This is a genomic window from Streptomyces curacoi, assembly GCF_001513975.1.
In the GTDB taxonomy this organism is placed as follows: Bacteria; Actinomycetota; Actinomycetes; order Streptomycetales; family Streptomycetaceae; genus Streptomyces; species Streptomyces curacoi.
Genome location: NZ_KQ947984.1, coordinates 634226 through 647638, shown reverse-complemented (window position 1 = coordinate 647638; position 13413 = coordinate 634226). Strand labels below are relative to the sequence as shown.

General features: G+C 72.3%; 12 protein-coding genes and 1 pseudogene. 6 read left to right on the top strand and 7 right to left on the bottom strand.

Features of this window, described 5'->3' with window-relative positions; translation table 11 throughout:
• Window position 1 precedes the first annotated feature (1 nt).
• Window positions 2-649, bottom strand: coding sequence for a biliverdin-producing heme oxygenase (locus tag AQI70_RS02880; RefSeq protein ID WP_062143592.1), 648 nt, complete (start codon window positions 647-649; stop codon window positions 2-4).
• Window positions 650-762: 113 nt separating this feature from the next.
• Window positions 763-1620 (bottom strand): type I methionyl aminopeptidase, encoded by an 858-nt coding sequence (gene map, locus AQI70_RS02875; protein ID WP_062143590.1) that lies wholly within the window; start codon window positions 1618-1620, stop codon window positions 763-765.
• A gap of 58 nt (window positions 1621-1678) precedes the next feature.
• On the opposite strand from map, the gene AQI70_RS02870 reads away from it, so the two are divergent.
• Window positions 1679-1909, top strand: a complete 231-nt coding sequence (locus AQI70_RS02870) for a hypothetical protein (RefSeq protein WP_062143588.1) — start codon at window positions 1679-1681, stop codon at window positions 1907-1909.
• 37 nt (window positions 1910-1946) lie between these two features.
• Here AQI70_RS02870 and AQI70_RS02865 read toward each other — a convergent pair.
• Both AQI70_RS02865 and AQI70_RS02860 read right to left on the bottom strand, forming a co-directional pair.
• A pseudogene (locus tag AQI70_RS02865) lies at window positions 1947-3187 on the bottom strand (MFS transporter).
• 267 nt (window positions 3188-3454) lie between these two features.
• Window positions 3455-4057, bottom strand: coding sequence for a hypothetical protein (locus tag AQI70_RS02860; RefSeq protein ID WP_062143586.1), 603 nt, complete (start codon window positions 4055-4057; stop codon window positions 3455-3457).
• 105 nt (window positions 4058-4162) lie between these two features.
• Here AQI70_RS02860 and AQI70_RS02855 point away from each other — a divergent pair, with 105 nt between their 5' ends.
• The 3 genes from AQI70_RS02855 (at window position 4163) to AQI70_RS02845 (ending at window position 6259) form a co-directional block, all read left to right on the top strand.
• Window positions 4163-5236, top strand: a complete 1074-nt coding sequence (locus AQI70_RS02855) for a sialidase family protein (RefSeq protein WP_079051118.1) — start codon at window positions 4163-4165, stop codon at window positions 5234-5236.
• 37 nt (window positions 5237-5273) lie between these two features.
• Window positions 5274-5999: an NADPH-dependent F420 reductase gene (npdG, locus tag AQI70_RS02850; RefSeq protein WP_062143583.1), complete on the top strand. Its 726-nt coding sequence runs from the start codon at window positions 5274-5276 to the stop codon at window positions 5997-5999.
• Window positions 6000-6073: 74 nt separating this feature from the next.
• Window positions 6074-6259 carry a hypothetical protein gene (locus AQI70_RS02845; RefSeq protein ID WP_004001746.1) on the top strand — a complete coding sequence of 62 codons (186 nt, stop codon included), beginning with the start codon at window positions 6074-6076 and terminating at the stop codon, window positions 6257-6259.
• Here AQI70_RS02845 and AQI70_RS02840 read toward each other — a convergent pair.
• On the bottom strand, window positions 6249-7049 hold the full coding sequence (locus tag AQI70_RS02840; RefSeq protein ID WP_062143581.1) for a site-2 protease family protein: 801 nt from the start codon (window positions 7047-7049) through the stop codon (window positions 6249-6251). The genes AQI70_RS02845 and AQI70_RS02840 overlap by 11 nt on opposite strands.
• 104 nt (window positions 7050-7153) lie before the next feature.
• On the opposite strand from AQI70_RS02840, the gene AQI70_RS02835 reads away from it, so the two are divergent.
• Together AQI70_RS02835 and AQI70_RS02830 are read left to right on the top strand one after the other, a co-directional pair.
• Entirely contained in the window at window positions 7154-7840 is a 687-nt protein-coding gene (locus AQI70_RS02835; protein WP_062143579.1) for a DUF6578 domain-containing protein, read from the top strand.
• A 130-nt stretch (window positions 7841-7970) separates the two neighbouring features.
• On the top strand, window positions 7971-11351 hold the full coding sequence (locus AQI70_RS02830; protein ID WP_062143576.1) for an AfsR/SARP family transcriptional regulator: 3381 nt from the start codon (window positions 7971-7973) through the stop codon (window positions 11349-11351).
• Between the two features lie 7 nt (window positions 11352-11358).
• Here AQI70_RS02830 and AQI70_RS02825 read toward each other — a convergent pair whose 3' ends face one another.
• Window positions 11359-12171, bottom strand: coding sequence for an ABC transporter permease (locus tag AQI70_RS02825; protein WP_062143574.1), 813 nt, complete (start codon window positions 12169-12171; stop codon window positions 11359-11361).
• Window positions 12168-13193 (bottom strand): ATP-binding cassette domain-containing protein, encoded by a 1026-nt coding sequence (locus AQI70_RS02820; protein ID WP_062143571.1) that lies wholly within the window; start codon window positions 13191-13193, stop codon window positions 12168-12170. The genes AQI70_RS02825 and AQI70_RS02820 overlap by 4 nt, the downstream gene beginning before the upstream one ends.
• Window positions 13194-13413 lie beyond the last annotated feature (220 nt).

Genomic DNA, 13413 nt, shown 5'->3' with positions numbered 1-13413 from the left:
CTCAGGCGCTCAGCGGGAACTCCTCGCCCAGCGCCCGGAACACGGCCGTGTTGAGGGCGAAGGCCTTCTTGCACTCCGTCACGATCCGCTGCTTCTCCAGGTCGTCGGCGTGCACCGCGTCCAGCAGCTCGCGGTAACTCCGCTTGAACGCCGCCGGGTTGGGGATCCCCTCGAAGACATAGAACCGCACCCCGTCGCCCTTCTTGGCGAAGCCCCAGGTCTTCTCCGCCTTGTCGCGGATGATCTGGCCGCCGGAGAGGTCGCCGAGGTAGCGGGTGTAGTGGTGGGCGATGTAGCCGCCCGGCCAGTCGCGGGCGCACTGCCGTACCCGGTTCGCGTAGGCCCGCGTCGCCGGGAGCGCCGACAGGCCCGCCCGCCAGTGCGGGCCCCGCAGATGCGCCAGGTCCCGCTCCAGGGCCGGCAGCCGGAACAGTTCCGGCCGGATGAAGGGGCCCGCCACCGGGTCCGACGTCAGCCGCTCGGCCCCGGTCTCCAGTGCCTCGTACATGAACCACAGCTGCTCGGTGTACCGCGCGTACGCGTCGACGCCGAGCCGTCCGCCGAGCAGGTCGCTCATGAACGTCGAGGTCTCGGCCTCCATGTGCTGTTCATGGGACGCCGTGCGGATGAGTGTCGAGAAGGAGTCCATGAGCCATATCCTCTAAGGTAAGGCTAACCTAAGTCAATGGGTTGCCGACACTCTGTCGGTAAAAGCGTACAAGAGAAAGCCCGCCCTCGCAGGGCGGGCTCGTTGCTCGATGATCAGGGCAGGGTCAGGATCTCCGCCCCGGTCTCGGTCACCACCAGCGTGTGCTCGAACTGCGCCGTCTGCTTGCGGTCCTTCGTGACGACCGTCCAGCCGTCGTCCCACATGTCGTACTCGTGCGTCCCGAGCGTCAGCATCGGCTCGATCGTGAACGTCATCCCCGGCTGCATGACCGTCGTCGCGTGCGGGCTGTCGTAGTGCGGGATGATCAGGCCCGAGTGGAAGGACGAGTTGATGCCGTGGCCCGTGAAGTCGCGGACCACGCCGTAGCCGAAGCGCTTGGCGTACGACTCGATCACCCGGCCGATGACGTTGATCTGGCGGCCCGGCTTGACCGCCTTGATCGCGCGGTTGAGGGACTCGCGGGTGCGCTCTACCAGCAGGCGGCTCTCCTCGTCCACGTCACCCACCAGGTACGTGGCGTTGTTGTCGCCGTGCACCCCGCCGATGTACGCCGTCACATCGAGGTTGATGATGTCGCCGTCGCGCAGCACCGTGGAGTCCGGGATGCCGTGGCAGATCACCTCGTTGACGCTCGTGCACAGGGACTTGGGGAAGCCGCGGTAGCCGAGCGTGGAGGGGTAGGCGCCGTGGTCGCACATGTACTCGTGCGCCACCTTGTCCAACTCGTCCGTCGTGACCCCGGGCGCGATCAGCTTCGCCGCCTCGGCCATCGCCCGCGCGGCGATCCGGCCGGCGACGCGCATCGCCTCGATGGTCTCCGGGGTCTGCACCTCCGGACCCGTGTACGGGGTCGGCGCGGGCTTGCCGACGTACTCGGGACGGCGGATGTTTCCGGGCACGGAACGGGTGGGGGACAGCTCCCCTGGGACGAGCAGCGACTGGCCAGACATGCCAGCGAGTCTAACCAGCGGGCATGGGGGAACATGTCGGTGGCGAGAGGAGCCGGTCATGGCCTTGTTCAAGAAGCGCACGGTCGGGAAGCCGGGCGAGTGGTACTACTGCCTGGTGCACAAGAAGGTCGAGGAGGGGCCGGAGTGCCCGGCCAAGGACCGCTTCGGGCCCTACGCCTCCCGCGCGGAGGCCGAGCACGCCATGCAGCTGGCCCGCGAGCGCAACGTCGAGTGGGAGAACGACCCCCGGTGGCACGACACCCCGGCGGCAAGCACGGACGACGACTGAGCGGTCGTACCACCGGGCGGGGCCGGCTCATGCCTGATCAGGTCTGCTGTGCCTGGGCCTGTGCCGGCGCCGCCGTGGGGGCCGCCGCCCGCTGCTCCCGCAGCCGTACCGCGTGCTCGTTCGTGCGCGCGTCGTACGTCATCAGCTTCGGCAGGCACAGGGCCAGCAGCCCCACCGCGCCCACGCACAGCAGCCCGCCCGACCAGACGGACGTCCGCACGCCCTGCCAGGCGGCGACGCCGCCCACATAGGTCTGGCCGAGCTGCGGGCCGACCGAGTACGACAGCAGCTCGATCCCGGCGAGCCGGCCCCGCAGCTCGTCCGGGATCGTCTGGTTCCACATCACCCCGCGGAAGATGCCGCTGACCATGTCGGCGGCGCCGCCGACGGTCAGGAACAGCAGCACCAGCCATACGTTCGCATCGCGCCGGCCGGGACCGCCGCGTACATCAGGCCTAGCGACCAGGGGGCGTTCAACTCGTCCGCGAGGAAGGGCAGTACGGCGAGCGGCATCGCGAAGAGCATCGCCGCGATGTCGATGACGTACGTGCCGAGGAGCTCCTTGCGGCTCCAGGCGTAGCGGGCGCCCTCGGCGATGGCCTTGAGGGACGGTTTCGCCGCCGCGTGGGAGGCGGGGGAGGGGGCGATGCCGAGAGTGAGGAGGACGGAGGCGACGAAGGTCAGCAGGTCCGCGCCGTACGCCCAGCCGGCCCCCGCGTACGCCACGACCACGCCCGCGAGCGCCGGGCCCGCGACGCCGCCGACCTGCCAGCGCAGAGCGTTGAGCGAGCCGGCCGCCGGCAGGTGCTCATGGGCCACGATCCGCGGCCACAGCGAGTCGAGCGCGGGCCGCTGAACCGAGACGAGGGCGGAGGACAGCGCGGCGACGACATACAGCGGCCATACGGCCGGGCTCGGCAGCGCGGCGTTGACCAGCAGCGCCGCGCTCAGCACCGCCTGCCCGGCCTCCGTCCACACGATCAGCTTCCGCTTGTCGAGGGCGTCGGCGAGCGCACCCCCGTACAGCCCGAACACCACCAGCGGCACCAGCTGCACGGCCCCGATCGCCCCGACCGCCGCGGCCGACCCGGTGAGCTCCTTGATCTGCACCGGCAGCGCGACGAAGGTCAGAAAGCTGCCGAAGGAGGAGATCAGCCCCGCCAGCCACAACTTCCGGAAGTCGGCGGAGGCCCGCCAGGGAGCGAGATCGGGGAGTACGGCACGCAGGCGGGAGGGCGGGGAGGAAGGCGGGGCAGCGGTTGGGGAGTCGTCCGTCACGAGGGGCCATGCTCGGGCGGGGCGGAGCTGGGGGGCAAGCGGTTTTGTGAGCCTGGGGGCAAGCGGGTTTGTGAGCCGGGAGCGGGGAGCGGGGAGTGGGGAGCGGTGGGCGGGTCCGGGCCGGCGACGGCGAGGCCGGGGCGGAGGTAGGGGCGTGACCGAGGCCGGGGCGGTGGCAGGCGGGGGGGCGAGGCCGGGGCGGTGGCAGGGAGGGTTGCCGTGGCCGGGCTGTGCGGTCCGCGGGCCCGGCCCGTTGCGCGTGCAGCGTCACCAGCGCAGAGGTGGCGGTGCCGTCAGTGACTCCGCCAGGCGTGACAGACGGTCCCTGAACCGGCGGCGTCCCCGTGGAGAGGGCAGCGCGTTCTCGCCGGCCGCCGCGCTCACCAGGTGCTGCACGGTGTCCAGGTCCAGCGCCGAACCCTCCGGCACGGCCAGCGTCTCGTGCGCCATGGCCGTCAACTCCCCCTCGCCGGCACCGAGCGCCAGCACGGTCACCCCGGCCCGCCGGGCGTCGTGCACCCGTTCCAGCAGCGGCGCCCCCGGGCCGGCCGGCGACACCACCAGCAGCGTCTCCCCGCGCCGTGCCGCCGCCAACCGCCCGAGGCCGACCGCCAGATGAGCCGGATCCGAGGCACGCGCGTGATGCCGTACGAGGGTCGGGGCCAGCTCCGGTGTCCCGGTCCACGCGGCCTCGTCCACCAGATGGGCCGCCAGATGCCAGGGCTCGTACTCCCGGGTGCCGACCAGCAGCAGCCCGCCGCCGTGCGACACCGCCGACGCCCGCAGGGCCCCCGCGAACCGCCGAGTGGCCCCCAACCACTCGGTCCCGGCGAGGACTTCCCGCAGCAACGCGACCCGTACGGCGTCCATAGGGCGCATCCTGCCGCAAACGGACACTCGTGACCCGGAGTTCACCACGAATTCGCCCGGCATGGGGAAGCACAGGGCCCGGTGGCCATGTTGAGGAGTCCGACCATGTCCGAGACCAGCGTCCCCTTCCGCGCGGGCCGGGAGGGGTATGCCTCCTTCCGTATCCCGGCCGTCGTCGTCAGCCGGCCGGGCACGGTGCTCGCCTTCTGCGAGGGCCGGGTCGACTCCGCCCGCGACCACGGCCACATCGACATCGTGCTGAAGCGGTCGACGGACGGCGGGCGCACCTGGGGCCCCCTGCAGGTCGCCGCCGACAACAACTGGCACCTCGCCGGCAACCCCGCTCCCGTCGTCCTCGACACGGGCCGCATCCTGCTCGTCTACATCCGCAACCACGCCACCGCCACCGAGGACGCCATCCTGCGCGGCGAGGTGAGCGACGCCGACGGCCGCCGGATCTGGGTGCGCCACAGCGACGACGACGGCCTCACCTGGTCCAGCTCGAAGGAGATCACCGCGCAGGTGAAGAGGCCGGGGTGGCGGTGGTACGCCACCACGCCCGGCCATGCGATCCAGCTGAGCACCGGCCGGGTGGTCGTCCCCGCCAACCACACGATCCCGCCCACCGGCACCGACACCGGCACGGAGGCCCGGTACAACAGCGGCCACTGTCTGCTCAGCGACGACCGCGGCGCCAACTGGTACCTCGGCTATGTCGACGAGAACACCGACGGCTACGTCAACGTCAACGAGACCACCGCCGCCGAACTCCCCGACGGCCGCGTCTACTTCAACACCCGCAACGACTCCCCGTCCCCCGGCAACCGCGCCGACGCCCACTCCGCGGACGGCGGGAAGACGCTGGTCAAGCCCTTCCGCCCGCAGGCCGGCCTGGCCGCCCCGATCTGCGAGGGCAGTGTGCTCCAGCTCCGCGACCCCGACGTGCTGCTCTTCTCCGGACCCGCCGACCCCGCCGCCCGCGCCCTGATGACCATCCGCGCCTCCACCGACGGCGGCACCACCTGGCGGCCCGTGCACACGGTCGACGGGCTGCCCGCCGCGTACTCGGACCTCGTACGGATCGACGCCGGGACCGTCGGACTCCTCTACGAGACCGGCGACTTCGGCCCGTACGAGACCATCACCTTCCGGCGGCTGCCCGTGACGCAGCTCACCTGAGCCGCCGGTGCGGACGGGGCGCACGTAAAGTCGGGCCATGACCTCAACCGACAGTGCACAGCAGCCCGAGGGGGCTCCCGCGAAGGCCCCCGCCAAGGACCCGTGGGACCTCCCCGACGTCTCCGGTCTCGTCGTCGGCGTCCTCGGCGGGACCGGGCCGCAGGGCAAGGGCCTCGCCTACCGGCTCGCCAAGGCCGGCCAGAAGGTGATCATCGGCTCGCGGGCCGCCGACCGCGCCCAGACCGCCGCCGAGGAGCTCGGGCACGGTGTCGAGGGGGCGGACAACGCCGAGTGCGCGCGGCGCAGCGACATCGTGATCGTCGCCGTGCCGTGGGAGGGCCACGGCAAGACGCTGGAGTCGCTGCGCGAGGAACTGGCCGGCAAGCTGGTCGTCGACTGCGTCAACCCGCTCGGCTTCGACAAGAAGGGCGCCTACGCGCTGAAGCCGGCGGAGGGCAGCGCCGCCGAGCAGGCCGCGGCCCTGCTGCCGGACTCGCGGGTGACGGCGGCCTTCCACCATCTGTCGGCGGTCCTGCTCCAGGACCCGGAGATCGACGAGATCGACACGGATGTGATGGTGCTGGGCGAGGTGCGGGCGGACGTCGAGATCGTCCAGGCGCTGGCCGGCCGTATCCCCGGGATGCGCGGCATCTTCGCGGGCCGGCTGCGCAACGCCCACCAGGTGGAGTCGCTGGTCGCGAACCTGATCTCGGTGAACCGGCGGTACAAGGCGCACGCGGGGCTCCGCGTCACGGACGTATGAGCCGATGGGGGACACTGGCTTCACCAAAGCAGTCCAAGCAGTGCAAGCAGTGTCCCCCGACAGGAGCCGACCCCATGCCCCGCCTCGCCTACTACACCCTGATCCTCTGTGTGCTCTCCGTGGCCGCGGCGGTCGTGTCCTTCACCCGGGGCAGCTGGCTGGGGATCGTGTGGGTGCTGCTCGCGGGGCTGTCGTCGAACATGGCCTGGTACTACGTCAAGCGCGGCCGGGCCGCCCGCAAGGACGCCGTCAGGGGCTGATCGAGCAGAGCTCGTTCGGGTCCTGCCAGAAGCGGAACAGGTTGTAGCCGCAGTACGTCTCGAACTCGTTGATGCCCAGCCCGCGCAGGACGGCGTCGACGAAGTCGAAGAACACGCCGTTGACCGGCCCCAGCCACAGCAGCGCGAATACGAGCAGCAGGCCGAACGGGGCGAACGGCTCCACCTGGCGCTTGACGGAGTGCGGCAGCCAGGGCTCGATCACGCCGTAGCCGTCCAGACCCGGGACCGGCAGGAAGTTCAGGATCGCGGCCGTGACCTGGAGCAGGGCGAGGAAGGCGAGCGCGAACCGGAAGTGGTGGGGGACGCCGTGGAGCGCGTCCAGCCAGAACGGGGCGGTGCACACGACGGCGAAGAGGACGTTCGTCAGCGGGCCGGCCGCCGAGATCAGACTGTGCCGCCAGCGCCCCCGGATCCGTCCGTGCTCGATGAAGACGGCACCGCCGGGGAGCCCGATACCGCCCATGATCACGAAGATGACGGGGAGGATGATGCTGAGCAGCGCGTGCGTGTACTTCAGCGGGTTGAGCGTGAGATAGCCCTTCGCGCCCACCGAGATGTCGCCGCTGTGCAGGGCGGTACGCGCGTGTGCGTACTCGTGCAGACACAGGGACACGATCCAGGCCGCGGTCACGAACAGGAACACGGCCAGGCCGGGCTGCTCGGCGAAGCCGGTCCAGGTGGCCCAGCCGGTCACCGCCGTGACGGCCAGGATCCCGACGAAGACGGGGCTGATCCGTCGGTCGCCGGGGCGGGTGAGGGCGGTGGTCATGGGGCGGGGCTCCTGTGGGACGGGGTGTCGGGACTGCCCGACCGTACCGGGCATGGGGGGAAAACGTCTCGCGGTCGGCCGGTGGTTCCGGGGAAGGTGGGGGCATGGGGCTGTGGCATGTGTTCTACGCGGACTGGCAGATGGAGTGTTGCGGTACGCCGTTCTCGTTGGGGGACGAGGTGAGCTGGCCCTTGCTGTTCCAGCCCGCCGACGACCTGCTGGGCGGCGGCCGGCACGACCGGCTCACCGAGATCGCCGGTCCGGTGGAGGACGTGCCGGGGGACGGGGGCGCGGTGCGGGTCCTGCGGGCGGAGAGCGGGCTCGTGGTGGCTCTGCACACATATCCGGTCGAGGTCCTCGCGGAGGAGGAGCTGGGCGACGTGGTGCCGGGGGACCGGCTACGCCTGACCGGCCTGCTCACGGCCGAGTTCCACGGCGACCCGGACCTGCCGGAGACGCGGGGCCGGGTACGGGCCATCCAGGTCCTGAGGCAGGGCTTGGCCGAGGCGGCGCCGGGCTCGCGCACAGGGGAGCCGGGTGCCGGGGAGCGGTCGCTGCGGTCGGTACGGGAGTGCCCGAAGTGGTTCGCGGAGGCCGACAAGGGCGTCCTCGTGACCCTTGAGGTGCCGGGCACGGACTCCTGGCTGTCGCACGCGGTCCGCGAGGCCCGGGGCCTGCCCCACGACGGCACGACACCGGGCACAGAGGTGACGGGCCTGCCACCGGCCGCGCCGGCAGACCTGCTGGAGACCCTGAGCACAGTCCCTCGGCCAGGGGGAGGGGCGGGCTGAGGTCGGTTGGCGGAGGCGAGCTCTCGTGCGCCGCCCCATGACCTCGCCATCCGGCCCGGCCCTGGATCTCCCGGCCGCCCCCACCCCTGACCGCCCCACTGCCCTGACCGCCCCCACCCCACCAGAGACAATGGACCCCGTGCGCTATCGCATCCTCGGCACCACCCAGGTACTCCGCCCCGACGGCAGCCCCGTTCCGGTCGGTGGGGCGCGTTTGCGTGCTCTGTTGACCGTGCTGGCGTTGCGGGGTGGCCGGGCCGTGCCGATGGGGCTGCTGGTCGACGAGGTGTGGGACGGGGATCCGCCCGCCGACGCGACGGGGGCGTTGCAGGCGCTCGTCGGGCGGTTGCGGCGGGCGCTCGGAGCGGACGCCGTCCTGTCGGCGGAGGGCGGGTACCGCCTGGCCGCCGCGCCCGACGACATCGACCTGCACCGCTTCGAACGCCTCGTCGGCGAGGGCACGCGCGCGTTGGCCGACGACGACCCCGGCAAGGCGGCCGGCGTCCTCGACGACGCCCTCGCCCTGTGGCGCGGCCCCGCCCTCGCCGATCTCCCCGACCGCACCGCCGAGGCGGCCCGCTGGGAGACCCGGCGGCTCGACGCCCTGCGCGCCCGTCACACCGCCGCCCTCGCCCTCGGCCACGCCGAACAGTGCCTGCCCGAGCTGACCGCCCTGTGCGACACCCACCCCCTGGACGAGCCCCTCCAGGCCCTCCGTCTGCGCGCCCTGCGCGACGCTGGCCGCACGGCGAAGGCACTGGCGGCCTACGAGGACGTACGCCGACTCCTTGCGGACCGCCTCGGCTCCGACCCGGGGCCGGAACTGCGCTCCCTGCACGAGGAGTTGCTGCGGCCGACGGTCCCGCCCCCGTGCGGGCCCTCCGGCGACCCCACCGGCCCCGCCGAGCGCCCCGCCCCCGACCTCACCACCCACCCACACCGCACTCCCGCCCCCACACCCGCCCCACTGCCACCCGCCCCACTCCCACCCGGCAACCTCCGCGCCCGGCTCACCTCCTTCGTCGGCCGGGAGTCCGACATCGAGGCCATCCGCGGCGACCTCGGCACCGCCCGGCTCGTCACCCTGCTCGGCCCCGGCGGGGCCGGGAAGACGCGGCTGTCGCAGGAGGCCGCCGAGAGGGTCCGGGACAGTGCCCCGGACGGGGTGTGGCTGGCCGAGCTCGCGCCGGTGGACGACCCCAAGGCCGTACCGGACGCCGTGCTCACCGCCGTCGGTGCCCGCGAGACCGTGCTGTACGGCGCCGGGGCGGAGGCGATGCGCGCCGGTACCGACCGGCACGACGACCCCGTCGAGCGGCTCGCCGAGCACTGCGGCAGGCGCCGTATGCTGCTGATCCTCGACAACTGCGAGCACGTCGTCGAGGCCGCCGCCCGTCTGGTGGAGGAGCTGCTGGAGCGCTGCCCGGCGCTGACGGTGCTCGCCACCAGCCGTGAACCCCTCGGCGTGCCGGGGGAGTTGCTGCGCCCCGTCGAGCCGCTGCCCGAGCCCGTCGCGCTGCGGCTCCTCGCCGACCGGGGCGCCGCCGCGAGGCCCGGCTTCCGCGTCGACGCCGACGACGAGACCGCGGCGGCCTGCGCCGAGATCTGCCGGCGGCTCGACGGCCTCCCCCTCGCGATCGAGCTGGCCGCCGCCCGGCTCCGCATGCTGACGCCACGCCAGATCGCCGACCGGCTCGACGACCGCTTCCGCCTTCTGACCTCCGGCAGCCGTACCGTCCTGCCCCGGCAGCAGACCCTCCGCGCGGTCGTCGACTGGTCCTGGGAGCTGCTGGACGAGGGCGAACGGGATGTGCTGCGGCGGCTGTCGGTGTTCGCGGGCGGCTGTGATCTCGCCGCCGCCGAGGCCGTGTGCGGGCCCGCCGCCCTCCACTCGCTCGGCTCGCTCGTCGACAAGACCTTGGTCGTGGCCACCCCCTTACCGGACGGTGAGGCCGGGAGCGGCATGCGCTACCGGCTGCTGGAGACCGTCGCCGAGTACGCCGCCGAACGGCTCGACGAGGCCGGACAGCGGGCGGAGGCCGAGCGCGCGCATCTGACGTACTACCGCGAACTCGCCCGCACCACCGAGCCGTTGCTGCACGGCGCCGGTCAACTCGCCGCCATCCAGCGGATCGAGCGCGAGAGCGAGAACATCCGCGCCGCCCTGCACCACGCCGTCGCCGTACGCGACGAGCAGGAGGCGCTGTGCCTGGTCCTGTCGATGGCCTGGTACTGGCAGATGCGCGACCAGCGCATCCTCGCCCGCAACTGGTGCCGCGCGGTCCATGACCTCGGCCCCGACCCCTTCACCGAGCCCGCCCGGCCCCCCGCCCCGCTGTGGGAGCGCTGCACGGCCACCCCGCCGCCCTGGACCGGCGAGGTTCTCGCCGAGGCCCGGCGCGGTGTCCACCTGGTCCACCTCGCCTGCATGGACACCGAACTGGACGCCTGGCAGACACCGGAGAGGCAGCGGAAGCTGCGCGTCGTCGGCGAGACGTACGAGCCCGGGCTCCCGCAGGGGTGCCGGTTCCCGGGCTCCCTGTGGTTCTACGCCGTCCTGCTCACCGGGGACGTGCGGCGGGTGCGGACGATCGCCGACGCCGCCGTCGAAACCTGCCGCGGCGCCCCCGGATTCGAGTGGGACCTCGCCGCCAATCTGCAGATGAGGGCCAATCTGCTCGCCAACCGCCCCGAATGGGCGGGTGACGCCACCCAGGACGCCGACGAGTCGCTGGCGATCTACCGCCGCCTCGGCGATCTGTGGGGCACCGCGGAGGCGTTCGCCGCGCGCGCCGAGGCACATGAGCGCAGGGGCGACTACCGGGCGGCCGCGGACGACTACCAGGCGGCGATCGACCATGCCGAACGCCTCGGCGCCCGCGCCCAGACGGGCGTGCTCAGCGCCCGGCTCGCCGCAGTCCTGATCGAGGGGGGCGAGGCCGAGCGGGGGGAGCGGCTGCTGCGCGAGGTCATCGAGCAGTCGAGCGGCGCGACCGACCAGGCGATGCCCTTCGCCCGGCTGATCCTGGCCGGCCTGTTCGGCATGACCGACCGGGTTCCCCAGGCGCGTGAGCAGCTCCGGCTGCTGCGCGAGCAGTTCAAGATCGCGCACTTCATCATCTTCGACGCGTTCATCCTCGGCGCGGAGGCCTGGCTGGACGCCGTCGACGGGTGCTACGCGGAGTCCCTGCACACGATCAGGCGTGCCCTGGAACGCGCCGGGGACCCGCTGTCCGAGGCCATCGCCCCGCAGATGCGCTCGGCGTATCTGACCACTGCCGCGTTCGCCCTCGCCCGGGTCGACGGCGGACGGCGCGCCCGCGACGCCGCCCGCTGCCTGGGCGCCGCCGACGCCCTGCTGCCGCCCCGGCACGTCCCGTCGTCCCAGGAGCGCGAGGTGCGCCACCGGGCGGTGCGGCACACCCGCGCCGTACTGGGCGACGCGGCGTACGAGGCGGCGTACGCGGAGGGCAGCGGTCTCTCCTCCGTGGAGGCCGCCGCCCTGATCTGACCGCGTCTCAGCTCTTCGTGCGGAACTTGTGGATCGCGATCGGCGCCATGACGGCCGTGATCCCCACCGACCAGGCGACGGTCACCCACAGGTCGTGCGCGACCGGGCCGCCCACCATCAGCCCGCGCGCGGCGTCCGCGAGCGAGGACAGCGGGTTGACGTCGGTGAAGGACTGCAGCCAGCCCGGCATCGACTCGGTCGGTGCGAAGATCGACGAGCCGAACTGGAGCGGCATCAGCACCAGGAAGCCCATCGCCTGCACGGACTGCGCGTTCTGCAGCACCACGCCGAGGGTGAGGAACACCCACATCAGCGCCGTGGCGAACAGCGCGGCCAGTGCCACGGCCGCGAGCAGCCCGCCCCAGCTGGTGATGTCGAAGCCGACCAGGACACCGACGACCAGCATGATCGCGGTCGCGACCAGCATCCGCAGCAGCTCCACCGCGATCTTGGCGAAGAGCACCGAGCCGCGTCCGATCGGCAGGGACCGGAAGCGGTCCATGACGCCGGTGTTGAAGTCCTGGTTGAAGCCGGTGCCGACCGACATGGCCATGCTCATGCCCATCATGGCCATCATTCCGGGCACCACGTACTGCACGTAGTCGTCCTGGCCGCCGCCCAGTGCCTGGCCGATCGAGCCGCCGAAGACGTACACGAACAGCAGGGTGAACACGATCGGCATCAAGATCGCGTCGAACATCGACTCCGGGTTCTGCCGGACCCACAGCAGGTTGCGGCGGACGAGGGCGCCGGTGTGCCGCAGATGCGCCCGCAGTGGAATGCGGGCGTCGGTGGTGGTGACAGTGGTGGCGGCGCTCATACGGCGACCTCCTCGCGGGTGTCGGCGGGCACGGCGTCCTGCGGGGCACTGGCACGGTGGCCGGTGAGGGACAGGAACACCTCGTCCAGGCTGGGCAGTTCGGTGGTGATGGAGGAGAGCGTGATGCCCCGCGCGGCGATGGCGCCGACGACGGCGGTGAGCTGCTCGTCGCTGAGGAGCGGGACGAGCAGCGCGCCGGTCTCGGTGTCCACGGTGGTGGTGGCGAGCCCGGTGATGCCGAGCTCGTCCAGGTATCCGGCGAGGGGCCGCAACTGCAGGGCATCGGCCGGCCTGACCCGCAGCGTCCGCCCGCCGACCTTGGCCTTGAGCTCCTCGATGCCGCCGCCCGCGATGACCTTGCCCCGGTCAACGACCGTCAGCTCGGTCGCGAGCTGCTCGGCCTCCTCCATGTACTGGGTGGTCAGCAGCACGGTCACACCGTCCCCGACCATGGTCTTGACCTCGTCCCACACCTCGTTGCGGGTACGGGGGTCGAGTCCCGTGGTCGGTTCGTCGAGGAACAGCACGACGGGCCGCCCGATCATGGAGGCGGCGAGATCGAGCCGCCGCCGCATACCGCCGGAGTAGGTGCCGGCGGGCCGCTTGGCGGCCTCGGTCAGGGAGAACCGCTCCAGCAGCTCGTCGGCACGCGCGCGTGCTTCCTTGCGGGGCAGGTCCAGCAGCCGTCCGATGAGATACAGGTTCTCCCACCCGGGGAGCTTCTCGTCGACGGAGGCGTACTGCCCGGTGAGCCCGATCACCCGCCGCAGCTGCCGGGGCTGGCGGACGACGTCGTAGCCGGCCACGGTGGCCTGTCCGGCATCCGGTGCGAGCAGGGTGGACAGGATCCGCACCAGGGTGGTCTTCCCGGCCCCGTTCGGCCCGAGCACCCCCATGACGGTGCCCTCCCGCACACTGAGGTCCACACCGTCCAGAGCCTTGGTCTCGCCGTAGTGCTTGACCAACCCCCGCACAGAGACGGCGGTGCTCGCACCGTCGGGGTTCTTGTCGATTCGCGTCATGCAGACGACGGTGTCAGGGGCCACCGACAAACGGCCGACAGATCACCGACATGGCCTACAGCCCACCGACAGCGGAAGGCACGGCCCCGCTCACCGGCTCCCAGCACATCCCTCGCCCGAGCACGGCCGGCGCCGGAGAGGTCACGCGCGAGGCGCGCGGCGGGAGCCGGACCGCTGATCCGGGCGCCGCCTGTGTTCGTTATGGATCGACGGGGGAGGC